This window comes from Lutibacter litoralis, assembly GCF_014646675.1.
GTDB lineage: Bacteria > Bacteroidota > Bacteroidia > Flavobacteriales > Flavobacteriaceae > Lutibacter > Lutibacter litoralis.
Window position 1 is genome coordinate 359,563 of the sequence record NZ_BMNS01000002.1, and the last position, 24,477, is coordinate 384,039.

21 protein-coding genes and 1 tRNA gene are annotated in these 24,477 nt (G+C 29.9%); 11 read left to right on the forward strand and 11 right to left on the reverse strand.

Annotation, left to right across the window (positions count from 1 at the left end):
• Nucleotides 1-38 precede the first annotated feature (38 nt).
• The 3 genes from IEW75_RS04330 to IEW75_RS04340 all read right to left on the reverse strand — a co-directional run bounded on the left by IEW75_RS04330 (nucleotide 39) and on the right by IEW75_RS04340 (nucleotide 3,363).
• On the reverse strand, nucleotides 39-2,135 hold the full coding sequence (locus IEW75_RS04330; RefSeq protein ID WP_134247313.1) for a M13 family metallopeptidase: 2,097 nt from the start codon (nucleotides 2,133-2,135) through the stop codon (nucleotides 39-41).
• A gap of 97 nt (nucleotides 2,136-2,232) precedes the next feature.
• Nucleotides 2,233-2,619, reverse strand: a complete 387-nt coding sequence (locus IEW75_RS04335) for a pyrophosphohydrolase domain-containing protein (RefSeq protein WP_134247312.1) — start codon at nucleotides 2,617-2,619, stop codon at nucleotides 2,233-2,235.
• A gap of 99 nt (nucleotides 2,620-2,718) precedes the next feature.
• On the reverse strand, nucleotides 2,719-3,363 hold the full coding sequence (locus IEW75_RS04340) for an SDR family NAD(P)-dependent oxidoreductase (protein WP_134247311.1): 645 nt from the start codon (nucleotides 3,361-3,363) through the stop codon (nucleotides 2,719-2,721).
• Nucleotides 3,364-3,872: 509 nt separating this feature from the next.
• Here IEW75_RS04340 and IEW75_RS04345 point away from each other — a divergent pair.
• From IEW75_RS04345 to IEW75_RS04355, 3 genes are read left to right on the forward strand one after another with little or no spacing between them, the layout of a single operon-like run.
• Complete coding sequence (locus IEW75_RS04345; protein ID WP_134247309.1) at nucleotides 3,873-4,103, forward strand: LemA family protein; 231 nt, start codon at nucleotides 3,873-3,875, stop codon at nucleotides 4,101-4,103.
• Nucleotides 4,104-4,132: 29 nt separating this feature from the next.
• The gene (locus tag IEW75_RS04350; protein WP_134247308.1) at nucleotides 4,133-5,143 is read left to right on the forward strand and encodes an SRPBCC family protein; all 1,011 of its coding nucleotides are present in this window, start codon (nucleotides 4,133-4,135) and stop codon (nucleotides 5,141-5,143) included.
• A 32-nt stretch (nucleotides 5,144-5,175) separates the two neighbouring features.
• Nucleotides 5,176-6,543 (forward strand): aldehyde dehydrogenase, encoded by a 1,368-nt coding sequence (locus IEW75_RS04355; protein ID WP_134247307.1) that lies wholly within the window; start codon nucleotides 5,176-5,178, stop codon nucleotides 6,541-6,543.
• A gap of 17 nt (nucleotides 6,544-6,560) precedes the next feature.
• Here the strand turns inward: IEW75_RS04355 and IEW75_RS04360 are convergent, their stop codons facing one another.
• Both IEW75_RS04360 and IEW75_RS04365 read right to left on the reverse strand, forming a co-directional pair.
• Entirely contained in the window at nucleotides 6,561-7,124 is a 564-nt protein-coding gene (locus tag IEW75_RS04360; RefSeq protein WP_134247306.1) for a DNA-3-methyladenine glycosylase I, read from the reverse strand.
• Between the two features lie 459 nt (nucleotides 7,125-7,583).
• A tRNA-Gln gene (locus IEW75_RS04365) sits at nucleotides 7,584-7,654 on the reverse strand.
• 173 nt (nucleotides 7,655-7,827) lie between these two features.
• Between IEW75_RS04365 and IEW75_RS04370 the strand changes: the two genes are divergently transcribed.
• Together IEW75_RS04370 and IEW75_RS04375 are read left to right on the forward strand one after the other, a co-directional pair.
• Entirely contained in the window at nucleotides 7,828-10,917 is a 3,090-nt protein-coding gene (locus tag IEW75_RS04370) for a glycosyltransferase family 117 protein (protein ID WP_134247305.1), read from the forward strand.
• A 125-nt stretch (nucleotides 10,918-11,042) separates the two neighbouring features.
• Nucleotides 11,043-11,702 (forward strand): polysaccharide deacetylase family protein, encoded by a 660-nt coding sequence (locus IEW75_RS04375; protein ID WP_134247304.1) that lies wholly within the window; start codon nucleotides 11,043-11,045, stop codon nucleotides 11,700-11,702.
• A gap of 12 nt (nucleotides 11,703-11,714) precedes the next feature.
• Here IEW75_RS04375 and IEW75_RS04380 read toward each other — a convergent pair whose 3' ends face one another.
• From IEW75_RS04380 to IEW75_RS04400, 5 genes are all read right to left on the reverse strand, one after another.
• On the reverse strand, nucleotides 11,715-12,011 hold the full coding sequence (locus tag IEW75_RS04380) for a thioredoxin family protein (protein ID WP_134247303.1): 297 nt from the start codon (nucleotides 12,009-12,011) through the stop codon (nucleotides 11,715-11,717).
• 87 nt (nucleotides 12,012-12,098) lie between these two features.
• Complete coding sequence (locus tag IEW75_RS04385; protein WP_134247302.1) at nucleotides 12,099-13,310, reverse strand: metallophosphoesterase; 1,212 nt, start codon at nucleotides 13,308-13,310, stop codon at nucleotides 12,099-12,101.
• A 69-nt stretch (nucleotides 13,311-13,379) separates the two neighbouring features.
• Entirely contained in the window at nucleotides 13,380-14,513 is a 1,134-nt protein-coding gene (locus tag IEW75_RS04390) for a phage tail-like protein (protein ID WP_134247301.1), read from the reverse strand.
• Nucleotides 14,514-14,652: 139 nt separating this feature from the next.
• Nucleotides 14,653-14,940, reverse strand: a complete 288-nt coding sequence (locus IEW75_RS04395) for an HU family DNA-binding protein (protein WP_134247300.1) — start codon at nucleotides 14,938-14,940, stop codon at nucleotides 14,653-14,655.
• A gap of 494 nt (nucleotides 14,941-15,434) precedes the next feature.
• A complete protein-coding gene (locus IEW75_RS04400) occupies nucleotides 15,435-16,307 on the reverse strand; it encodes a phage tail-like protein (protein ID WP_134247299.1) in 873 nt (290 codons plus the stop codon).
• Between the two features lie 274 nt (nucleotides 16,308-16,581).
• On the opposite strand from IEW75_RS04400, the gene IEW75_RS04405 reads away from it, so the two are divergent.
• The 6 genes from IEW75_RS04405 (at nucleotide 16,582) to tsf (ending at nucleotide 23,225) form a co-directional block, all read left to right on the forward strand.
• On the forward strand, nucleotides 16,582-17,280 hold the full coding sequence (locus tag IEW75_RS04405; RefSeq protein ID WP_134247298.1) for a T9SS type A sorting domain-containing protein: 699 nt from the start codon (nucleotides 16,582-16,584) through the stop codon (nucleotides 17,278-17,280).
• A gap of 137 nt (nucleotides 17,281-17,417) precedes the next feature.
• Nucleotides 17,418-20,252, forward strand: a complete 2,835-nt coding sequence (gene polA, locus IEW75_RS04410; protein ID WP_134247297.1) for a DNA polymerase I — start codon at nucleotides 17,418-17,420, stop codon at nucleotides 20,250-20,252.
• Between the two features lie 196 nt (nucleotides 20,253-20,448).
• A complete protein-coding gene (gene rplM / locus IEW75_RS04415; protein WP_134247296.1) occupies nucleotides 20,449-20,904 on the forward strand; it encodes a 50S ribosomal protein L13 in 456 nt (151 codons plus the stop codon).
• Nucleotides 20,904-21,290, forward strand: coding sequence for a 30S ribosomal protein S9 (gene rpsI, locus IEW75_RS04420; RefSeq protein WP_134247295.1), 387 nt, complete (start codon nucleotides 20,904-20,906; stop codon nucleotides 21,288-21,290). Before rplM ends, rpsI begins: the two co-directional genes overlap by 1 nt.
• A gap of 170 nt (nucleotides 21,291-21,460) precedes the next feature.
• The gene (gene rpsB, locus IEW75_RS04425) at nucleotides 21,461-22,207 is read left to right on the forward strand and encodes a 30S ribosomal protein S2 (protein WP_134247294.1); all 747 of its coding nucleotides are present in this window, start codon (nucleotides 21,461-21,463) and stop codon (nucleotides 22,205-22,207) included.
• A 49-nt stretch (nucleotides 22,208-22,256) separates the two neighbouring features.
• Nucleotides 22,257-23,225 carry a translation elongation factor Ts gene (gene tsf / locus IEW75_RS04430; RefSeq protein WP_134247293.1) on the forward strand — a complete coding sequence of 323 codons (969 nt, stop codon included), beginning with the start codon at nucleotides 22,257-22,259 and terminating at the stop codon, nucleotides 23,223-23,225.
• Nucleotides 23,226-23,276: 51 nt separating this feature from the next.
• On the opposite strand, the gene IEW75_RS04435 is transcribed toward tsf, so the two are convergent.
• Complete coding sequence (locus tag IEW75_RS04435) at nucleotides 23,277-24,383, reverse strand: acyltransferase family protein (RefSeq protein WP_134247292.1); 1,107 nt, start codon at nucleotides 24,381-24,383, stop codon at nucleotides 23,277-23,279.
• Nucleotides 24,384-24,477 lie beyond the last annotated feature (94 nt).

Genomic DNA, 24,477 nt, shown 5'->3' on the forward strand with positions numbered 1-24,477 from the left:
TTTAACTTTAGTGGGTTTTAAATTTAAGAATTTTATTACTACCAAATTTTAACTCTATCTTCTGGTTTTAGATACATGTTGTCACCTTCAACAATATTAAATGCAGTATAAAAAGCATCTACATTTTGAAGTGGCATAAAAGCTCTATACATTCCAGGAGCATGTGGATCTGTTTTTATTTGATTCTTTAACGCTTCATCTCTTGTTTTAGTTCTCCAAATAGTTCCCCAAGACATGTAGAAACGTTGTTCAGCCGTAAATCCATCTATAGAGTCTGGTCTTCCATTTTTTTCATAAAAAATTTGCAATCCATCGTAAGCAGCATTAATTCCTCCTAAATCTCCTATATTTTCACCCAAAGTAAATTCGCCATTTAAATTAACATCATCAATAGCAACAACGTCACTATATTGATCTATTAATTGTTTGCCCAAAGCTGTGAATTGTTCTAAATCTTGATCAGTCCACCAATTATTTAAATTTCCATCAGCATCAAATCTTGAACCAGAATCATCAAAACAATGCGAAATTTCATGTCCGATAACTGCTCCTATTCCACCATAATTTACTGCTTCATCAGCTTGATAATTATAGAAAGGTGGTTGCAAAATTGCCGCAGGAAAAACAATTTCATTATTAACAGGATTAAAATATGCATTTACAATTTGTGGCGCCATTCCCCATTCAGTTCTATCAACTTCTTTTCCTAATTTTGCCATAGATTCTTCAAAGTTCCATTTTGTAATATTAATAGAGTTTTGAAAATAAGAACCACCATCTTCAATAGATTTTACATCTAGTTCAGAATAATCTTTCCATTTATCTGGATATGCAATCTTAACTGTCATTTTATCTAGTTTTTCTATTGCTTTTAACTTAGTTTCTGGACTCATCCACTCTAAAGCATTAATTCTTTTTTCGAAACCTAACATTACATTCTTAATCATTTCCTCAGCTTTTGCCTTCGCCTCAGGTGGAAATTTTGCATCAACATACAATTTACCCAATGCTTCTCCAATAGAATTATTAAGGTTTGCTAATGCTCTTTCATCTCTAGGTCTTTGTTGTTTTGCTCCTGTTAATTCTTTGCTGTAAAATTCCCAATTGGCAATTTCTAACTCTTTATTTAGCAAACTAGCAGCTCTATCAATTGCTGTCCAACGCAAATACAATTTTATATCATCTATAGAACTTGAAGTAAGTGTTTTTTCAACTGCTTCCATATAGTTTGGCTGCATTACAATAACTCTTTCTAAATTTTCAACACCTAAACCCTTAAAATACATTTGCCAATTAATTGAAGGTGTTAGTTTTTGAATTTCCTCCATAGTTTTAGGATTGTACAATTTTCTGGTATCTCTAGATTCTTCTTTGGTAAATCTAGGTTCGGCTAAGTTATATTCGCAATCAAATACCTTTTGAGCATTTGCTTTTGCTACTTCTTCAGTATCACCAAAATATTGTAACATTCTAGCTATATGAGCAATATATTTTACACGCTTTTCTTTAGTATCCTCATCTTGATCTACATAATAATCTCGGGATAATCCTAAACCAGCTGGTGAAATATATCCAGCGTTCATTTTGCTATCTTTTAAATCGTTGAATACTGCAAATCCAAAAAAACCACCATAACCATAAGGTGCCATTTCTGTAAGTAAATTTTGTAAATCGTCTATGTTCTTAATGGCGTCAATTTTATTTAAAAAAGGCATTATTGGAGTAATTCCTTGTTGATCTCTAGCAACAGTATCCATAATTGTTTCGTAAAAGTTTACTGCCTTTTTTTGATCGGATTCTATTGTTAAATTTCCTTGAGCATCTTTTAATTTTGGAAATTTATCTTCTGCAATTGCTTCATTTAAAATTGTTAGCACATCTGCATCTGTCTTTTTTACTAATTCGTTAAAACTCCCCCAAGAAGTTCTGTCTGCAGGAATTTCTGTTTTATCTAACCAACTTCCGTTAACGAATCTAAAAAAATCATCGTTTGGCTTCACAGAAGTATCCATATTTTCAACAATTATTCCAGGTATTTTTTCTGCTTCATTTTGTTTTTCTTCTTTACAAGAAACAAATAGTGTTAATGCTATAATTGAAGTACATAGCATTAATTTTTTAAGTGTAATTTTCATAATATTTAGATTGATTGAATTTTTTGATTTGGTTATTTTAATAACTTATAAAATAACACAAATAAATTTATTTTTTAACCTAAAATATTGTTAATATTTACTCATCTAAAATTTTAATAATATTTGGCTTAAAGTAATTTGGGCCTTTCATAACTTTTCCATCTTCACGATAAATTGGCATTCCATTTGCTCCCAATTTACTCATATTGCTTCGCTGAATTTCGTTAAAAACGTCTTCAATTTTATGTTGCATTCCGTGTTCTAAAATTGTACCACACAAAATGTACAACATATCACCCAAAGCATCAGCGACTTCAACAAGGTTATTGTCTTTTGCAGCTTCTAAATATTCCTCATTTTCCTCTGTCATTAAATCGAACCTCAGTTTTAATTTACTATCTGATAATTTTGCAATTGGCTCTTGTTGGATTCCCAATCCAAAAGCTTCATGAAAATCTTGTACTGCCTTTAATTTTTTGTTCATTTAAATTCTAATTTTTTAATTTCTAAAGTTAGGCAAACTTATACAGTAATTTTGTGGGTACATTTTTTAAAACAAATGCAATTAACCTCCACCGTTTTGTTATATATGCTTTTCGTTTTTTTGTTTAATTGCTGTGTAAATTTGTTTGGTTGCTTTTTCTAAAGATGCCATCCAGAAAGTAGTTCCTAATGCGATTGCGGTATCTACAAATCCAGGCTGAATATCTGTTACATAAATTTTCGCTTTACTTCTTTTTCCCTTCATATAAAGTGACTCTAAATAATTTGCTTGAAATGCTTTTGAGGCAAAATATACCGGTGTGTGTCTATTTCCTCGAATTGAAGCGATCGATGAAATTCCGACCAAATGACCATAACCTTGTGCTCTAAAAAAGTTATAGGCCAACCCATAAATTTTAGATGCAGCTAAAACATTGGTACTAAGTGTTGGCAATTCCTTTTCCCAATCTAATGTATAATTTGCTTCTCCAACCCCAGAACTATAGACTATTAAATCTATGGTTTTAAATTCATTTTTTAAATTCTCAAATAATGTATCGCACAAAATTAAGTCTGTAACATCCTGTACCTTTATAATATAATTTTCAGGCGCAGTTTTCTCAATTTCTTTTAATAATTTTTCGCGTCTACCAGTTATAATAACCCTATAATTATCTGCTACCAGAAGTTTTGCAAGTTCTTTACCAATACCAGATGTTGCTCCAATTATTAATGCCGTTTTCATAAACTAAAAATTATTTTCATGAACTATAGATATAGTTACTTTATTTTATTTGTAGGTTTTCAATTATTAAATTGAACATGTATTATTGAAAATTTATGTACTTTTGAGGCTAAATATACACATTCAATATGTTTAGCAAAGGACAACTAATTTTCGCCGCTTTATTTGTAATAGCATTTACAATTTTAATGATTTGGAGCTATAGAAAAGATATAAAAATTCATAAAAAACATTATAAAAATTCCTTTATTGTTATAATTGCCGTTTTTTTAATAATTGCTATTTTCACGTTAATCACCTTTTCTTTACACTAACACTAAACTTGTGTTTGTTTTTTCTTAAACCTAATGTATCAATATATTAGACTGTCTTAATTTCAAAATTCACAATACTGTATAAACGTTTATACATCCTAAATTTAATTTAATACACTATTAAAAACCAATAAAATATGGTATCTTAGTATTTCATATCTAAAAGATTAATAATCCTATAAATTCAATATAATTATGAATCTAATAATTTCTAATTTAGGTATTCTTTTAGTTTTAGCTTTTTTATTTGTAAAAACTTTTAACCATTTTGTAAAAACCAACAATGCAGTTAAAGATGCATGGAGCAATATAGCTGTTGCTTTAAAATATCACTACAATTTAACTCCAATCCTTGATGAAACTTTAAAAGGCTATGCCCAACACGAAAAAACAACACTAGAATGTGTTATACATACCAGAAATTAGTAATCGCGTTAACATTAAATTTTTAAAATATGAAATTTTTAAAATACTTCATCCTTTTTCTACTAATAGTGTCTATTGGAGCTGCAATTTATATTGCCACGCTAAATGGCAAATACGACATAAAAAGTTCAAGAGTTATAAAGGCTCCAGCGGCACTTATTTTTGAAAACATCAACAATCTTAAAAACTGGCAACATTGGGGACCTTGGTACGAAATAGATCCAACAATTGTTGCAAGTTACCCAGAAATAACATCTGGCGTTGGCGCATCTTATTCTTGGACAGGTAAAGACGGAACTGGCTCTATTAAAACAGTTTCATTAGTGCCAAATAAAGGGCTTATTCAACAAATAGATTTTGGCACAGGAAGTACGCCTGAAGTTTATTGGGATATTACCGAAACCGAATTAGGGAATAAAGTTACTTGGGGAATGCGTGGAGAGAGTTCTTTTACCGAAAAAGCATATTGGTTAACACAAGGCGGTATTGAAAAAAATATGATACCAATTTATAAGAGAGGTCTCAAATTATTGGAACAACATATTTTTAGTGAAATGAATAAACATTCTTTTAAAATTATTGGTGAAGTAGATTATGGAGGTGGGTTTTATATGTATCAATCAACTTCTTGTAAAATTGAAGATGTAAATAAAAAAATGAAGAAAATGTTTGAATCTGTTATAAATTATATGGATAAAAACTCAATAGAAGCTTCAGGAAAACCTTTTTTATTAACACATAATTGGGATGAGATGAACAACACCACAATGTTCTCAACTTGCGTTCCTGTTAAAGAAAGAGTTATAACAACTGGAAATGTTTTAACAGGTTTTTTAGAACCTCAAAAAACATTTAAAACAATTTTTTATGGAAGCTATCAGTATTCAAGCAAAGCTTGGGAAGCGGCATACAAAGAATTAGCAAATCAAGGATTTACTACATTGGAAAACAGCGAACCTTTTGAAGTGTATACTGTAGGTTCAAACGACAATCCAAATCCTGCAAAATGGGTAACTGAAATTTACATTCCAATAAATTAATTTAAACTAATAAAACCTCTCAAACAATTTTAATGCATCAAATTGTAACAAAACAAAAAGCATTTTTTAATACAAATGCCACTAAAAATATATCCTTCAGAATTGAACAACTTCAAAAATTAGAAAAAGTTCTAAAAAAAAATGAACAGCTTTTAAATGAAGCTATTTTTAATGATTTTAAAAAATCTGAATTTGAGAATTACGCCACAGAACTAGGGATAATTTATAGTGAAATTAATACAGCTTGTAAAAAATTGCATAAATGGGCTAGTACAAAAAAAGTAACAACAAACTTTTTAAATTTTCCTGGAAAAAGTTATATAATTCCTGAGCCATTAGGTGTTACACTTATTATTGGTGCATGGAATTATCCTTACCAATTGTCTATTTCCCCTGCAATTTCAGCAATTGCAGCTGGAAACACAGTTATCTTAAAACCAAGTGAGATTTCGATTGCTACAAGCGCACTTTTAACAAAAATTATAAATAACACATTTGATCCTGCAATTTTTACAGTTGTTGAAGGAGGAATTCCAGAAACTACTGAATTATTAAATGAAAAGTTTGATAAAATATTTTTTACAGGAAGCACAACTATCGGAAAGATAGTTTATAAAGCTGCTGCAAAAAATTTAATCCCAGTTACTTTAGAACTTGGTGGAAAAAGCCCTGCAATAATTGATAAAACATGTAATTTAAAAATTTGTGTAAAAAGATTGGTTTGGGCAAAATTTTTAAATGCCGGACAAACCTGCATTGCTCCAGATTATGTTTGTGTTGATGCCTCAATTAAATCTGAATTTTTAAAACAACTTACACTTGAAATTAATGCTTCAAATTTTAAAATTGAAAACAGTAATTATGTTCAAATAATTAATAAAAAAAATATGAAACGACTTGTTTCATTAATAGATCCAGAAAAAATATATTTAGGAGGATTGTATAATTTTGAAGAAAATAGTATTGACCCAACTATTTTAACCGATGTAAGTTTTTATGATACAATTATGGAAGATGAAATATTTGGGCCTATACTTCCAATTATAACTTATAAAAATATTGATGAAATTATAACGCAAATAAAACTAAAACCAAAGCCATTGGCGTGTTATATTTTTTCAAACAGCACTGCATTTATTAAAAAGATTGAAAAAGAAATTTCATTTGGTTCTGGTGCCATAAACGATGCCATAATGCAAATATCAAACGAAAATTTACCTTTTGGAGGTGTTGGACACAGCGGTATTGGATCGTATCACGGAGAATATGGGTTTAAAACATTTTCACATTATAAATCCATTTTAAAAAAAAGCACTTGGTTTGAACCTAATTTAAAATATTTTCCACTTACCGATTTAAAACTAAAAATTATTAAGTTTTTAATGCATTTTAAGTTATAAATTTAATAGTTGATTTTCTAAACTTCTTGGTGTCTAAAACAACTTGTAACGTGATCGTTTACCATTCCTGTAGCTTGCATATGTGCATACATTACTGTTGAACCAACAAATTTAAACCCACGCTTTTTTAAATCTTTTGAAATAGTATCTGAAAGTGCTGTAGTTGCCGGAACTTCTTTTAACGTTTTATAAGTGTTTTTTAAAGGCTTTTCATTTACAAACTCCCAAATATACTTTGAAAAAGAACCAAATTCCTTTTGAATTTCCATAAAAGCAACTGCATTTGAAATTGTTGCCTTAATTTTTAATTTATTTCTTATAATACCTTTATTTTTAATTAGTTCGTTAAATTTAACTTTATTATAGGTTGCTATTTTTTTATAATCAAAACCATCAAAAGCAGCTCTAAAATTCTCTCGTTTTCTAAGAATTGTTATCCAACTTAGGCCAGCCTGAAAAGTTTCCAAAATTAAAAATTCAAATAATTTTGCATCATCAAAAACAGGAACACCCCATTCTTTATCGTGGTATTCAACATAAAGTGGATCGTTTCCACACCAATCACATCGTTGCGTAATCATATTTAATTAAAATTTAGTAAACTAAAATAGGTAAAAAACTCAAAAAGAAGTTTCTAAATCTTGTAAACTTTTAAAGCATTTTTTTAATTCTATATAATTTTGTAAATTATAGCTATGAAAAACAAAAAAAGGAAGAAATATTATTTTCAGAATAAGATGTTAAACCTTAAAGGAAATCTGCTTTTGGCATTTATATTTATTATAATAAGTATAATAGGATACATAGTTTATACACTAATTTAATAATCTATTATATAAGTTATACATCCGTTTAATCATTAACTTTAAAAATATCTAAGAAGGTTGGATAAATATTCCTATATTGAAGTAGCACTGAAATATAAAAAAAGATACTAGCAAAGGATTAAAAAAGTTTGCGCATTTTATTGTAAAATACGACACACTAATTTCTCTTAAAATGCAAAAGCCTGATAATCTAAAGACTATCAGGCTTATCAGTTGACCTACAAGGACTCGAACCTTGACTGACGATACCAAAAACCGGAGTGCTACCATTACACCATAGGTCATTTTGCGGGTGCAAATTTAGAGTAAAGTTTTTATTTCACAAATAAATTTTACATTTTTTTTTAATAAAAATATTTCCATCTTTATTTTAGTACTTTATTAACTATTGAAAGAAACGTAAACTTAAATAGTTACGTTTAATTTTATTAAATTCGCCACGTACTAAATTTATTCTATGAATTCATTAAATTTTACAAAATGGAACACCATTCTTGGTTGGGCAACATTTACAATTGCATTAATCACTTATTCATTAACTTTAGAGCCAACGGTTAGTTATTGGGATTGCGGTGAATATATTGCAACATCTGTAAAATTGCAAGTTGGGCATCCGCCTGGAGCACCTTTATTTCAAATGTTAGGTGCTTTTTTCGCAATGTTTACTTCTGATGTAACTCATATTGCCAAAATGGTAAACTTTATGTCTGCACTCGCTAGTGCATTTACCATTTTATTTATGTTCTGGACAATTACAATGTTGGCCCAAAAATTAATCTTAAAATCATCTGAGATCACTAAAAGTACGTCAATCGCTATTTTAGGTAGTGCTGTTGTTGGTGCTTTAACTTTTACGTTTTCCGACAGTTTTTGGTTTAGTGCAGTTGAAGGAGAAGTTTATGCAATGTCTTCATTTTTAATGGCATTGTTATTTTGGCTAGGCCTACATTGGGAAGCCGAAATTGGAAAACCTGGTGGAGATAAATGGCTATTATTAATTAGTTTTGTGGTAGGTTTATCTTTTGGAGTACACATATTATCATTGCTTGTAATCCCTTCAATTGTATTTCTTTACATCTATAAAAAATATAAAAATTTAAATGCTAAACAATTTATAATTGCTAATGCAATAGCAATTTTGGTATTGCTTTTTGTTTTTAAAATGCTGTTCCCTTACACTTTAAAATACTTTAGTGCGTTGGAGTTGTTTTTTGTAAATTCAATCGGATTACCTTTTAATTCTGGAAGTATAATAGCGGGTGTTATTTTAATTGCGGCATTTTATGTTGGATTAACTTATACACACAAAAACAATAAAGTTGAAGCCAACACTATACTACTTTCAATATTATTTATTATGATTGGTTTTTCTTCTTGGATGATGCTTCCAATAAGAGCGAACGCCAATACCACCATTAACGAAAACAATCCTTCTAGTGCACGAGAATTACTTGCCTATTACGATAGAGAACAATATGGAGACGCAAGTGTGTTTTACGACACCTATTATTCGATTATATTTAATAGAGAAACCGATAAAAGCAATCCTACTAAAGATGATAAACCTAAATACGAGAAGGATGAAAAACTAGGAAAATACGTTATTGTAAATCATTATAAAGATGCGTTACCAAACTATAGCGATAAACATAAAGGTATAATTCCTAGAATGGTAAGTACAGATGCATCTGTAATAAAAAATTACAAAGCTATTGCTGGTATTCCTGAAAACAGTAAAAGAAGACCAACTTTTATTGAAAATATTAAATATATGATCGATTTTCAATTTGGTTATATGTATGGAAGATATTTTCTATGGAATTTTGTTGGAAAGCAAAACGACGAACAAGGAAACCTAGATTTACAAAACGGAAATTGGTTAAGCGGTATTAAATTTATTGATGAATTACATTTAGGGCCGCAATCTAACTTGCCTTCCGATGTAAAAAATAACAAAGGAAGAAATACCTATTTTTTCTTACCGTTTATTTTAGGTTTTATAGGACTTCTATTTCATCTTAAAAGAGATAAAAACGATTTTTATGTACTGCTCTTATTCTTTGCCTTTACAGGTTTAGCAATTATTTTTTATACAAATCCAAAACCTTTTGAACCTAGAGAACGAGATTATGCAGTGGTTGGTTCTTTCTATATTTTTGCAATTTGGGTTGGATTTGGAGTACTTGCAATTTTCGAAAAACTAAAAAAATATGCAAATCAAAATTCCGTTGCTATAGCAGTTTCTGTTTTAAGTTTATTAGCTGTTCCTACACTTATGGCTTCACAAAACTGGGACGATCACGATAGATCTAACAGATATACTTCTCATTTAAATGCAAAAGCATATTTAGATTCTTGCGATGAAAATGCCATCTTATTTACAATTGGTGATAACGATACGTTTCCACTTTGGTATATGCAAGAAGTTGAAAATTACAGAACAGACATGAAATTGGTTAATACCAGTTTATTCCAAACAGATTGGTATATAGATCAAATGAAACGTAAAACGTATGAAGCTGATCCAATTCCATCTCAATTAACACACAATCAATACAAACTTGGCTCTTTGGATGTAGCATATTATTTTGAAGAAATATTTCCACAATTAAAAGATTCTGTAGTAGATATTGATTATTTTATGAAATGGATTGCAAGTGACAAAGACGTAACTTATTACGATTTAGATGATGATGGTATTCCAGAAAAAGTATTGCCCTCTAATAAAATTAGAATTCCAGTTAACAAAGAAGCAGTTTTAAATAATGGTATTGTTGCAGCAAAAGACGCTCATTTAATTGTGCCTTATATTGATATTGAAATTAGCAGTGCTATTACTAAAAATAGAATTTTAATGCTCGATATTTTAGCAAATAACAATTGGGAAAAACCAATCTATTTTACAGGTGGTGCGCAAGCTGATGAAGAATATATTTGGCTTAAAGATTATTTACAATTAGACGGAATGACCTATAAATTAGTGCCAATTTTTACTAAGAACGATGGCAATTTCTTTGAAATGGGTAGAATAAATACAGACATTATGTATAAAAATGTTAAAAAATGGGATTGGAGAAACATCACAGATGACAACATATATTTAGATATTGAAACACGTAAAAATTCTGTTACTTACCGAAATAATATGGAGCGCTTGGCAAGAGAATTAATAAGAGAAGATAAACCTGAAAAAGCACTTGAAATTTTAGATGTTTCTTTAGAAAAAATGCCTGTAAATAAATTTGGACATTACAGTATGTTAATTTCTTATATAGATTTGTATTATATTTTAGAAGAAACAGAAAAAGCACGAAAATTAACTTCAGAGTTAAAAACTGTTCTACAAGAAAAACTAGTGTATTTTAGTCAGTTTGATGAAACAAATATTGATATAGTTTTTGATCAAATTGAACGTAATTTTTTAATGTATGACCAAATTGTAAGGTCTTCAGTTAAATTTGATGATGAAACATATGGCGAAGAAATTAAAAGCGAGTATGTGCAGTACTTAAAACTCTTCGATTTTTTAATGGCTGAAGAAGAATAGCAATTTACTAAAATGAAACGAGCATGTTCAAATTTTATCACCCTACGGAATGATTAATAGCGAACAGCATGCCTGTGCTGAGCGGAGTCGAAGTGTGAATAATAAAAAACAATAGATATAATCACATGAAATCTTATTTTATAAAAACTCCAAACCTATTAAAAATCATCTTTAATAAATGGGTTTGGAGTTTTTCTTCAAAAGAAAAAACTATTTACCTAACTTTTGATGATGGCCCAACACCCGAAATAACGGAGTGGACATTAAACCAATTAAAAAATCACAATGCAAAAGCTACTTTTTTTTGTATTGGAAAAAATGTAGAAAAGCACCCTGAAATTTTTCAAAAAATAATTGAGTCAAAACAAGCTATAGGTAATCACACGTATAATCACCTAAACGGATGGAAAACCAATTTCCAAGATTATTTTATAAATTTTAAACAAGCCAATAAAACCATATCTAATAATTTTAATCTGTATTCAAAATCACAAAAAAAACTTACAAAGTTGTTCCGTCCACCCTATGGAAGAATTTCACTAAAACAGAGTGAAAAAATTAGAAAGGACGGTTATAAAATAATTATGTGGGATGTATTAAGTGCAGATTTCGACACAACAATTTCGAATAAAGATTGTTTAAAAAATGTTATTCAAAATATAAAAAATGGGAGTATTGTTGTTTTTCATGACAGCAAAAAAGCAAGTGAAAAACTAAAATATGTATTGCCAAAAATATTGGAATACTATTCGGACAAAGGATATAGTTTTAAAACAATTGATTAAGAAATAAACCTACTAAACGTATTGCTGCACTAAGCTAATTAAAGAATTTGCGTCTTGATCTCCAGATTGTCTCCATTTCATTTCACCATCTTTATAAATAATAAAGGTCGGATTTCCTTTAATTCTTAAAGCATTTGCTAATGTTTCGTTTTTTTCAATATCAATTTTAATCACTTTAGCTTTATCACCAAGTGCAGCTGCAACATCTCGCAAAACAGAATGCAAATCATTAGAGTCTTCTTCCCATTCTGCATAAAAATCGATTAAAACAGGAATCTCAGAACTTATTAATTCTCCAAATTTTGTCATAATTTATTATATTTTTATAGACTATAGCTGCAAAAAAACAGGCCGTATATATACAAATGTACTATTTTAAATTAAAATAATAGATAGTTACTTCTTTTTCAGTGTAATTACCGTAATTTCTGGCCAAATCCCAATTCTTCCTGGAAACGCTAAAAAACCAAAACCTCTATTAACATTTATATATTTACCAAATTCTTTATATATACCAGCCCAATGCTTATAAATGTACTGCACAGGACTCCATTTTATTCCTGGAACCTCAATTCCAAATTGCATTCCGTGTGTATGTCCACTTAAAGTTAAGTGATAATTATTAGTATGACTTTTTATTTCTTGTTCCCAATGTGACGGATCGTGGCTCATTAAAATTTTAAAATCTTCTTTATTAATTTTTGAAGAAGCCAAATCTAAATCACCCACTTTTTTAAAACGTGTGCCCCAATTTTCTACACCAACCAACGCTATTTTTTCGTTTTCTTTTTCTAAATAAACACTCTCATTCAACAATAAATTAAATCCAATTTTAGGATGAATATCCTTTATAGCTTGAAAATTTTGTTCTTTTTCTTCTAGGGTTTTCCAACGCACATATTCGCCATAATCGTGGTTTCCCAGAACAGCATATTTACCATCTTTTGCCTTTAATTTACTAAATAGAGGAATCCAAGGAGTCATTTCATCGGCAGTATTATTTACAATATCTCCAGTAAATAAAATAACATCAGATGCTTGTTCATTAATTAAATCTATTCCGTATGCTATTTTTTCTTCATCATCAAAACTACCACTATGTATATCGGAAAGATGCGTTAATTTATAACCATCAAAAGCATTTGGTAAATCATCAAAAAACAAGGTGTGTTTAATAACTTGGTAATTGTATTTACCGCGCATCATTCCATAGAGCACAGAACTAAACGGGATTGCCGCCAAACCTAACGCCATTTTACTTACAAATGCTCTTCTGTCTGGAAAATAATTAGATGTTGTAGTACGCGAAAAATAGTTGAATCCCGATTTAAATATTCTAAAAATATCTTCACCAAATAATACAATAAGCGCAATAATTTTTGGTGAAAATGTAAGTATAAATAAGCCAAAAGATAACATTACTTGTTGGCTTAATCCTCTAGATTCTCCTATAGCATATATGGTATAAATAACATTAAAAACCACGGCTACAGAAAGCAACCAATACACTATATAAACAATTTTATTTTTTGTTATAGTTTTAATACTTTGAAACGCATAGAAATCTATAATAAGCACAAAAACTATAAAAACTATCCACCTTATCATAAAAACAAATCTAAATTTATTTTATGATAAATTATAAGATATTAAAAATATTAAGATGGATTTAACACGTTATTCCTTCGAATATTCTTGGTTACTCCCATCACTATCAACTTGATAGTGAAAATCTACTTCTAATAAACCGGCGTCACCACCAAATGTATCTGTGCTACTTCTATAGAGTCTACATATTAACATACTAGAAAGATTCTTACCATTACCTGAAATAGGACCTAATGGGGTAATTACATGCTCTTTTACTGCAATAGTACCTGTATTAGGTGCTGCTACAACACTTCCTGTATTTGTACTTGTAGCAGAAAAAGCTTCCCCAACTTTTGCCCAAGTATATTCTAAATTCCACTCAACTCTATTATCTTCTGGACCTGTAGAGCTTCCAGCTCTACCTGTTGTCCAATGTACATGCGGATAAATAGCAGTTCCTTCTTTCCAACCATGTGGCATTTGAACAGTAAAAACTGCATCTTGACTCTTACCTCCTTCAAACCAAAGTAGAGCAGTATTTCCTATAAAGTCATCCCATTTAGCATCATCTACAGTGCCTTTTATTTTTATTGTGTTTACTGGTACTTTTAAATCTTCCCATCTAGTGGCGTTTCCAACATAACTTAAAGAACCATCTGATGTGATTTTTGTGTAATTTTCTTCTTGATCGGTATCCGAATCTGGAGTTGTTGAACCTCCTTTATTTCCTAATTTTATCGTACCATCGGCGCCAATTTCAAAATAGGTTTTAGGTGGATTTCCGTCACCTTGATCGGAAAGATCAGTTCCCATAAGGATTTCACCATCATTTCCAATTTTCATACGCTCCACATTTCTTGTTGTAAAATTTATTTCATCTCCATTAGGGTCTGTATCCGTAACCTTTTCAACTTCAATTTTTGTATCATTATCAGTATCAACTAATGTTTTTTCAGAAACTAATTCTACCCAACCACTGTTATAATACCAAAAACTATTTGTAACAGTGTCAAAAACTAACAAACCTGCTGCAGGGCTGGCTATACCCGTTCTTGCAAGAGTATTCATTCTCGGAATTAAAACACCTTTAGAATTAGACTGTATCTCTAACATTGCCGAAGCATCTGGATTTGTAGTTCCAATACCAACTTGGGCATAAGAAAAAGTTCCTAAACAAAAGAAAGTAATAAAAAGTAACATTTTAAATAGGGTCGTTTTCATAATCATAATTTATTAAGAGTTTTTCTTGTATAAAATTATAATTAAACTAAGGATCTTTTAATGATATATATCAACCTTAATACTTTTTAAAGGTTACATATGTTACAAATTTCAATTAAACTAAAAGTCCATTTAATAATTATTGAATGCTCCTTGTATTTTTAAATTTAGTAATACCTTTTCTATCTTCTACCAAAGTAATAGATTTCTTTAATTTATTTTTCACACGTTTAGAGGGTTGGTAATTTAATATAAATTTTTGAATGCTTCTTTTAGAAAGTAATTTAGGCTCAGGCGCTGTGGTACCTTTAAAAGTAAGTTTAAATCGCCCTAAGTCACCTAGGTCTACCGTGTAATCTTGTTCCAAACTATCATGTAGTTTATTCCCTAAAGCTGTCACCACTCCAATAACATCATTTTCGCCCAAGGCACATTGATGGCTAATATCATACTTTTTCTAAATCTATTACACCCTTACTAACCGCCTGCATAATGTACTGTGTTTGTTCAGGGTTTTTGATATTGTTCTTTCTTTTGGTAATGCAGTAATTTAACGCCGGAGCATTCTTTTTTTATAAATTAATAACTCTTTAAAATTCACTATTTAAGCAACCGTTTTGTATCCCCCTAATAAATAAGGATAAACTGCCTATTAAATTGGGTTATTTTGTGTAATAAATAATATTATTTAATAAGCAGTTGCACAAAAACTTAGACAAGTTCATAAAAAAACTTATACAACTTTCTATAGAAAGTTGTATAAGTTTAATTTAAAAGTTCTACGCTAAATTTAGTTGATTATTGCAAGCTCTTTAATATTCTGTAATTAAGTAATTTACAATTACATGGTAAATATGTAAAATTAAATGACTACTAAGTTGTATTCACTCCTTTATTTATTAACAAATTACAGCCTATATATTACATACCAATTGCTACAAAATTGAAGGATTTGATATAAATATCACCTCCAGATGTTTTCATATTACCTACATAAAAATCGATAGAATCATCTGAATCTAACCATAATAACACATGCATTGCAGAACTATTATAATCTGCTTGAACCCCTGTTGTAATCACTAACTTAGATTGATCTTCAACTTCAGTAGTTCGACTTCCATCATTGTTACGATCTGTTGTTCTTGCAACTCCAAAAATAAACACATCTTTATCATTAACTGGTCTATAACTAAAACTTAATGCTATATGAAAATATCTACCAACTGCTCCTTGATAAGTTAATGTACTGTTAGCACCAAGTCCAAAATTATCATTAACAAATTCTGTCCCAGATCCTGTATCTATTTTGATCATGTTATCAGTACCTAAAGCAGTCCCTGTTGACTGTCCAGTTATATCAATTAGTAATCCTAGTTCTGAAGAACTATAATAACTAATCTCTCCCATAGGAATCATTAACCTACCCTCAGCAGTTAAAGTACCTGTAAATGTTTTATTTCCTGCAACTGTTTGTTCAGTTGATAAATCTACAAAACTACCTGTTGAAGCAATAACTGTCCAACCACTTCCGGTATAATAATTTAAAATATTTGTATCGGTATTGTAAATTAATAAACCTGTTGCTGGCGATGCAATATCATTCCTTTCTGTTGTAGTCATTCTTGGGGGTAAAAACCCTTTTTTACCATTTGCAGCTAAAGAAGTTACGTCCACATCAAGAATGGCTGATGTATTTGGAGTAGTAGTTCCTATCCCTACTTGAGAAAAAGCTATATTACCAGACAAAAATAAAATTAATACAAAACCCAACTTAATGCTTTTTGTTTTCATTGTGCTTTTATTTTTTATTTAAAGCGAATTTAATGAATTATTTATGTAACTTTAGTGACATAAATCATAGAGTAACTAATTAATAAGCAACAGCTTAATAAACAGACTATTTTACCTTTATTTAAACAATTTAATTATCTTTTGTAATAAAAAACACTATCTTTCAAACATTTGGTAGAAAAATAGCAATAAACAGTATTGTTTTCAAAATTTTTACTAATTTTACCTAACTTAAGTCAAGCACCTCTTTGTCAGGATCTTAATAATAAACTTTATGAAAACAATTATTAAAATTTTCCCTTATTTATTGTGCTTAATTAGTTTCTTTTCCTATTCACAAGATTTAACTATTTCAAATGGAACTTCATTAGCCATCGTATCTGGTACAGATTTTTATGTTAACGGTCTAAATTTTAACCCCAGCACCAATTTTACAGTATCAGGCCCCATAAATATCTCCCGGTCTTCAACCGCTTTAAACACTGAAAGCATTGATAGAGTTTTTAATTTTAGCAATCCCATAACCAACTTTACAGGCGATATAACTTTTTATTATGAAACAGGAGAGTTAAACGGCATAGATGAATCAACCTTGGTGCTGCGCACCAAAAGCGGGACTACTTGGAGTGCTGATCTAACTCCTGAAAGAAATACAGAGTTAAATACATTAAAATATACTTTTTCAGCATCTAGTTTTGCGGTATTTACGGCGAGTAAACCAGGCATTACACTTTCTCTAAACAAATTTAATGAGTTAAAAATAAATCTTTTTCCTAATCCTGTTATTTCATCTTTTAAAATAACTACAGATTTAACAATTGAAACCTTAATTTATAATAATCTAGGACAAGTAATTTTTAAATCAAATCAGAAAGACATTGACATATCTAACTTAAGTGCAGGCACTTATTTAATTATTATTAGGGACCTTAACAGTAATAATTTTAATTCTTATCAAATAATTAAATTATAGTTTTTAAATACCTCAGTCTCTTATAAAATTTCAAAAAAATAATAGATAGGTAATTTCCAAAAATAAAATTTTATCTTTGCTATTATAGTGCGTAATTATAAAAATTCTTTTATTAATTACAATAAGCTACCTTATTTATTATGAGTAAAAAACGCCTTTTTCTTTTAGATGCTTATGCCTTAATTTTTCGTGGTTATTATGCTTTAATTAAAAATCCTAGAATCAATTCTAAAGGAATGGATACTTCTGCAATATTAGGGTTTACAAATTCTTTATTAGATGTAATTAAAAGAGAAAATCCAGATCATTTAGCTGTGGCATTTGACAACGGAGGTTCACTTACCCGCTCCGAAGCTTTTCCAGAATATAAATCTAATAGAAACGAAACTCCTGAAGCCATAAAAATTGCCATTCCGTACATTCATAAAATATTGGAAGCCATGCACATTCCAATTATAGAAAAACCAGGTTATGAAGCTGATGATTTAATTGGAACACTTTCTAAACAAGCAGAGAAAGCTGGATATCAAACCTTTATGGTAACCCCAGATAAGGATTTTGCGCAACTGGTTTCAGAAAATATTTTTATGTACAAACCTGCCCGTATGGGAAATGGGATAGAAATTTGGGGAATTCCAGAGGTTCAAAAAAAGTTTGAAGTAGAACGCCCAGAACAGGTAATTGATTTTTTAGGAATGATGGGAGATGCAGTTGATAATATTCCTGGTTTACCTGGAGTTGGAGAAAAAACCGCAAAAAAGTTCTTAAAACAATACGGGAGTATGGAAAATCTTTTGGCACATACACACGAGCTAAAAGGTAAAATGAAAGAAAAAGTTGAAGCCAATAAAGAACTCGGTTTACTTTCTAAAGAATTAGCAACCATAATTTTAGATTGTCCAGTTGAGTTTCATGAAGAAGATTTTGAATTAAATACTCCTGATTTTGAAAAAACCAACGAGGTTTTTAAAGAATTAGAGTTTAGAAGAATTGCAGAAAGTCTAAATAAAATATTTAAAATTCCTGTTACAGAAACTACAAAAAACACAGATCCTAAAGAGACAAATACAACAACGAAAACACCTCAGATTGTAAATCAACAATTCGATTTATTTGCAACACCTGCTGCAATAAATACTGAAGAGCAAGGTCTTACTGGATTTAAAACTTACGAAAACACAGATCATTTATATCAATATATTAACACACCGCTTTCCAGAAAATTATTGCTTAAAAAATTATTACAACAAAAATCTGTAAGTTTTCATATTGAAACTGTTGGGTTTAATGCTTTCGAAGCTGAAATAATTGGAATCGCTATTTCTTATGAAAACGGAAAAGGTTATTTTGTTTCAGTAGAAAACAAAGAAAAAGAAAAAACTATTTTAAAGGAATTTAGACCGTTTTTTGAAAATGAAACTATTGAAAAAATTGGTCATGAATTAAAATTTACTATAAAAGTTCTTAACACTTATAATATTCAAGTAAAAGGAAATTTATTTGACACACAATTGGCACATTATTTATTGCATCCAGATATGCGCCATGATATGAACGTACTTTCTGAAACCTATTTAAATTACCAACCAATTAATAGTACGGATTTAGTTGGAAAAAAAGGAAAAAATCAACTTTCAATTAGAGAAATAGACATTCAAAAACTTACTGAATATACTGTTGAAAATGCAGCAATTATTTTTCAATTAAAAGAGATTTTTCAAAAAGATTTAGAAAAATTTAACTTAACCAAACTCTACAATAACATTGAAATTCCAATATTAAGAGTATTAGCTTCTATGGAATTAGAAGGTATTAAATTAGATTGTGAATTTTTAAATTCATTGTCAGAAAAATTAACAGAAGATATTCAAAAATTAGAAGATACTATCTATAAAGAAGCTGGCGTTGAATTTAATTTAGCATCACCAAAACAATTAGGAGATGTGTTATTCGACCATTTAAAATTACTAGACAAACCTAAAAAAACAAAAACTGGTCAGTATGCAACCGGTGAGGAAATATTATCAAAATTAGCTCCTAAACATCAAATTGTTCAAGAAATACTTGAGTGGCGCGGTTTAGTAAAGTTAAAAAATACGTATATAGACGCATTGCCAAAAGAAGTAAATTCTGTTACTAATAGAATACACACCACCTACAGTCAGGCAGTTGCAGCAACAGGTAGATTAAGTTCTAACAATCCTAACCTTCAAAATATTCCAATTAGAACAGAAAGAGGTAGAGAAGTTAGAAAAGCTTTTATTCCAAGAAACGAAAATTACACCTTGGTTGCCGCCGATTATTCTCAAATAGAACTTCGTATTATTGCCGCATTAAGTGAAGATGAAAGCATGATAGCATCCTTTAATAGAGGTGAAGATATTCATGCCGCCACTGCTGCAAAAGTTTTTGGTGTTTCGTTAGCGGAAGTTACTCGCGCTCAACGTGGAGATGCAAAAGCCGTAAACTTTGGAATTATTTACGGTCAAGGTGCTTTTACATTGGCGCAACAATTAAATAAATCTAGAGCTGAGGCAAAAGAATTAATAGATAATTACTATAAAAATTTCCCGAAATTACGACAATATATAGCCAATCAAGTAGATTTTGCGCGTGAAAATGGTTATGTTGAAACAATCTTAGGTCGCCGTAGGTATTTAAAAAACATTAATTCTCAAAATGCAATTGTACGATCTGGTGATGAAAGAAATGCTGTAAATGCACCAATTCAAGGAAGCGCAGCCGACATCATTAAAATTGCCATGATTCATATTCATTCATTTTTAACTGAAGGAAATTATAAAACTAAAATGCTACTGCAAGTACATGATGAATTGGTTTTTGATATGCATAATGAGGAAGCCGAACTTTTAAAACCTATAATTAAACAAAAAATGGAAAGCGCATTTAAACTTTCTGTTCCATTAACCGTAGATTTAGGTCAGGGACAAAATTGGCTAGAAGCGCATTAAAAAAATTAGTTTCAAAGGGTAAAAGTAACAAAGTCTACAGTTACTAAAAACGAGCTTTTACCTATTGATTTTTGCCAAATAACTTCAGAAGAAAATATTGCTAACTTACTGTTTGTTATATAAATAATAGTTTGTACATTTGCACTCCCTTTTTAGGGACAAAAAAAAATGTTTAACTATAACAAAGAATTTAATTGTGAGTAAATTAAGTTACAAAACAGTGTCAGCTAACAAAAATACCGTTACTAAAGAGTGGGTATTAGTTGATGCAGACGGCCAAACGTTGGGTCGTCTAGCTTCTAAAATAGCAATGCTAATTAGAGGTAAATACAAACCAAATTACACTCCTCACGTAGATTGTGGAGACAATGTAGTGGTTATCAACGCGGAAAAAATTAATTTAACTGGTAAAAAGTGGACTGACAAATCTTACATTCGTCACACAGGATATCCAGGTGGTCAAAGATCATTAACTGCAACAGAAATGTTCGAAAAAGACCCAACACGTCTTGTAGAAAAAGCAGTAAAAGGAATGTTACCTAAAAATATTTTAGGTAGTGCTTTGTACAGAAATTTATATGTTTATGCTGGTGCTGAACATAACCAAACTGCACAAACACCTAAAGTTATTAACCTTAACGATCTTAAATAATGGATACAATTCACAAAATAGGTAGAAGAAAAACAGCTGTTGCTCGTGTTTATGTTTCTGAAGGAAAAGGAAATATCACAGTTAACAAAAAGGATTATAAAGAGTACTTTACTACTCCACACTTACAATACAAAATTTTACAAGCTTTAAACTTAACTGATAATGCAACTGCATTTGATATTAAAGTTAATGTTTTTGGAGGTGGAATTACAGGACAAGCAGAAGCTATCCGTTTAGGAATTTCTAGAGTTTTAGTTGAGTTAGACCCAGAAAATAGAACAATTCTTAAGCCTGAAGGTTTACTTACTAGAGACCCAAGAATGGTTGAACGTAAGAAATTCGGTCAAAAGAAAGCAAGAAAAAAATTCCAATTCTCAAAACGTTAATCGTTTTATACAAATATTGGTACACCAATTTTTTTGGTGGTTCATTGAAATTAAAAACAAAGTTGTCGTTGATCAGTCAATGACTGTAATAAGTTTAGCATCCAAATAGGGAAGATCGAATATTCGCTACTTCCCTATTGCTAACTCAACGGAACGTAAACTAAATACAAATGGCAAATATTGAAATTAAAGATTTATTAGACGCAGGTGTTCATTTTGGTCACCTAACAAGAAAATGGGATCCTAACATGGCTCCTTACATTTACGGAGAACGTAACGGTGTACATATTATTGACCTTTACAAAACTGCTGCAAAAATCGAAGAAGCTTCAGAAGCTTTAAAGAAAATTGCATCTTCAGGTAGAAAAATCCTTTTTGTAGCTACAAAAAAACAAGCAAAAGAAATTATTTCAGACAAATCTAAAAGTGTTAACATGCCTTACATTACAGAAAGATGGCCGGGCGGAATGTTAACTAACTTTATTACTATTAGAAAAGCTGTTAAAAAAATGGCTACTATTGATAGAATGAAGCAAGATGGTTCTTTTGAAGCACTTTCTAAAAGAGAAAAATTACAAATTAACCGTCAACGTGAAAAACTGGAAAAAAACTTAGGTTCTATTACAGATATGACACGTTTACCTGGTGCAATTTTTGTTGTTGATGTAAAAAAAGAACACATTGCTGTTGCTGAAGCTAAAAAACTAAACATTCCAATTTTTGCAATGATAGATACAAACTCTGATCCAAGAGGAATTGATTATGTGGTACCTGCAAATGACGATGCTTCAAAATCTATTGAAAAAGTTTTAGGACATATTACTGACGCCGTTGCTGAAGGTTTATCTGAAAGAAAAGCTGGTAAAGAAAAAGTTGCTGAAGCGAAAGCTGAAACAAAAAAAGAAGTAAAAAAATAATTAAAGTAAAATAGTTGAATGCTTAAATTCAACAAAAAACAATAATAAGATGGCGAAAATTACAGCCCAAGAAGTAAATAAATTAAGACAATCTACAGGTGCAGGTATGATGGATTGTAAAAATGCACTTGTTGAAGCGGAAGGAGATTTTGACAAAGCAGTTGATATTTTACGTAAAAAAGGACAAAAAGTTGCTGCTAAAAGAGCAGATAGAGATTCATCTGAAGGTGCGGTTATTGCATATGTAAATGATGACAATACACAAGGTGCTATTATTTCTCTTAACTGTGAAACAGATTTTGTTGCTAAAAACGATGCTTTTGTTGCATTAGCTACAGAATTTGCTAAAGTTGCAGTAAATTGTGATTCAAAAGAAGCTTTTTTAGCTGCTGATTTTGGAGGAATGACAGTTGCTGAAAAATTAATTGAGCAAACAGGTGTTATTGGTGAAAAATTAGAAATTGGTGGATTTGAAAAAGTATCAGGTCCTTATGTTGGTTCTTACATTCACGTTGGTAATAAAATTGCAAGTTTAACAGTATTATCTGCTAATATTGAGGGTGCAGATGTTGTTGCAAAAGATGTATCTATGCAAGTAGCTGCAATGGGTGCAACTACATTATCTTATAAAGATTTTGACCCTGCTTATGTTGCTTCAGAAACTGAAGCTAGAATAGCAGTTATAGAGAAAGATAATATTGAACTTGCTAGATTAGGTAAAACACTTAAAAATATTCCTAGTTTTATTTCAAGATCACAATTAACTGATGAAGTTATTGAGCAAACTAAATTAAAATTACAAGAAGAATTAAAAGCTGAAGGTAAACCAGAAGCAATTTGGGATAGAATTCTTCCTGGAAAATTAGAACGTTTTATTTCTGATAATACAACTTTAGATCACGAACAATGTCTTCTTGATCAAAACTTTATTAAAGATGAAAAAATTACAGTTGCCGAATATGTAAAATCTATTGGAGATGTTACAGTAAGTGACTTTAAAAGAATTTCTTTAGTATAATATACTATTCAAGCTTAAAAAAAACCTCGCTAAAAGCGAGGTTTTTTTTTACTATATTTTTATAAAAATCTTTTTTCTATACAATACATAGGTCAAAAACCAAAAGAAAATAATATGTGTAATTGCAAATAATAAAGAACCATTCATGTTCCCTGCAATTGGCACAAAAATATGTTTATACAAGTAACTATAACCTGTTAATGTTTCTCCAGTTGAAGAATCTATACCATATACCAAATAAATAATTGTTTTTACGTAAATTCCAGAGAACATAAAAATAAATAAAGGATTTGTCCCAAAATGAATAAATGGAGTTGACCATTTTTTTAATCCTTTTACATCAATAATCCATAATAAAAAGGCTAAAAATAATAATGCTAAACCACCTGTATAAATTACATAGGTACTTGTCCAAAGTGATTTATTTATTGGAAAAACAGTTCCCCAAACAAATCCAACTAAAGTTAGAATTACACCATATAGTATTAGCTTTTTTATAGTATCTAAAATATTTTTGGAAGTCTCAATAATATTTCCTGTGAAATAACCTAACAAAACTGTTGCAATTGATGGTAAAGATGATAACAAACCTTCAGGGTCAAACGTAAAACCTAATCCTTTATACATATGATTTTCACCTAATAATGTTAGGTCTAATTGCTGAACCAAATTACCTATTTTGGCAAAAGGATCTATTGGATTACCAACATATAGTAATCCCCAATAACCTAACAAGATTGAAACAAAAACATACTTTAAAACTTTTACATTAAACTGCAAACATAAAAGCGCCGTTAATCCGTAAGCTATTGCTATACGTTGTAAAACACCTAAATATCTTACATGCTCAAAATCAAACTTTGGAAATAAATTCAAAAATAATCCTAATAGAAAAATTATTAAAGTGCGTTTAATCACTTTTTTAAAACTAGTAGAGGTAATCCCCTTTTTAAATTTTTTAAACGAATAAAACATCGAAACTCCAACAATAAAAAGGAAAAAGGGAAATACTAAATCCGTTGGCGTGCACCCATGCCATTTTGCGTGTAGTAAAGGAGGGTAAACGTAACTCCAACTTCCCGGAGTGTTTACCATAATCATTAATGCAATGGTTAAACCTCTTAAAACGTCTAAAGCAATTAATCTTTGTGTTTGCATATTGTTATTTTTTTCTAAAATACTATCAAAAAAATGTTTTATAAATTATTTTCTATATTCAACATTAAAACATCGTTAAACTTAACTTATTTAA

Coding starts and splice junctions, on each gene's coding strand:
- IEW75_RS04330 (WP_134247313.1), bottom strand. CDS start 2,135: ATGAAAATTACACTTAAAAAATTAATGCTATGTACTTCAATTATAGCA.
- IEW75_RS04335 (WP_134247312.1), bottom strand. CDS start 2,619: ATGAACAAAAAATTAAAGGCAGTACAAGATTTTCATGAAGCTTTTGGA.
- IEW75_RS04340 (WP_134247311.1), bottom strand. CDS start 3,363: ATGAAAACGGCATTAATAATTGGAGCAACATCTGGTATTGGTAAAGAA.
- IEW75_RS04345 (WP_134247309.1), top strand. CDS start 3,873: ATGAATCTAATAATTTCTAATTTAGGTATTCTTTTAGTTTTAGCTTTT.
- IEW75_RS04350 (WP_134247308.1), top strand. CDS start 4,133: ATGAAATTTTTAAAATACTTCATCCTTTTTCTACTAATAGTGTCTATT.
- IEW75_RS04355 (WP_134247307.1), top strand. CDS start 5,176: ATGCATCAAATTGTAACAAAACAAAAAGCATTTTTTAATACAAATGCC.
- IEW75_RS04360 (WP_134247306.1), bottom strand. CDS start 7,124: ATGATTACGCAACGATGTGATTGGTGTGGAAACGATCCACTTTATGTT.
- IEW75_RS04370 (WP_134247305.1), top strand. CDS start 7,828: ATGAATTCATTAAATTTTACAAAATGGAACACCATTCTTGGTTGGGCA.
- IEW75_RS04375 (WP_134247304.1), top strand. CDS start 11,043: ATGAAATCTTATTTTATAAAAACTCCAAACCTATTAAAAATCATCTTT.
- IEW75_RS04380 (WP_134247303.1), bottom strand. CDS start 12,011: ATGACAAAATTTGGAGAATTAATAAGTTCTGAGATTCCTGTTTTAATC.
- IEW75_RS04385 (WP_134247302.1), bottom strand. CDS start 13,310: ATGATAAGGTGGATAGTTTTTATAGTTTTTGTGCTTATTATAGATTTC.
- IEW75_RS04390 (WP_134247301.1), bottom strand. CDS start 14,513: ATGAAAACGACCCTATTTAAAATGTTACTTTTTATTACTTTCTTTTGT.
- IEW75_RS04400 (WP_134247299.1), bottom strand. CDS start 16,307: ATGAAAACAAAAAGCATTAAGTTGGGTTTTGTATTAATTTTATTTTTG.
- IEW75_RS04405 (WP_134247298.1), top strand. CDS start 16,582: ATGAAAACAATTATTAAAATTTTCCCTTATTTATTGTGCTTAATTAGT.
- rpsI (WP_134247295.1), top strand. CDS start 20,904: ATGGATACAATTCACAAAATAGGTAGAAGAAAAACAGCTGTTGCTCGT.
- rpsB (WP_134247294.1), top strand. CDS start 21,461: ATGGCAAATATTGAAATTAAAGATTTATTAGACGCAGGTGTTCATTTT.
- tsf (WP_134247293.1), top strand. CDS start 22,257: ATGGCGAAAATTACAGCCCAAGAAGTAAATAAATTAAGACAATCTACA.
- IEW75_RS04435 (WP_134247292.1), bottom strand. CDS start 24,383: ATGCAAACACAAAGATTAATTGCTTTAGACGTTTTAAGAGGTTTAACC.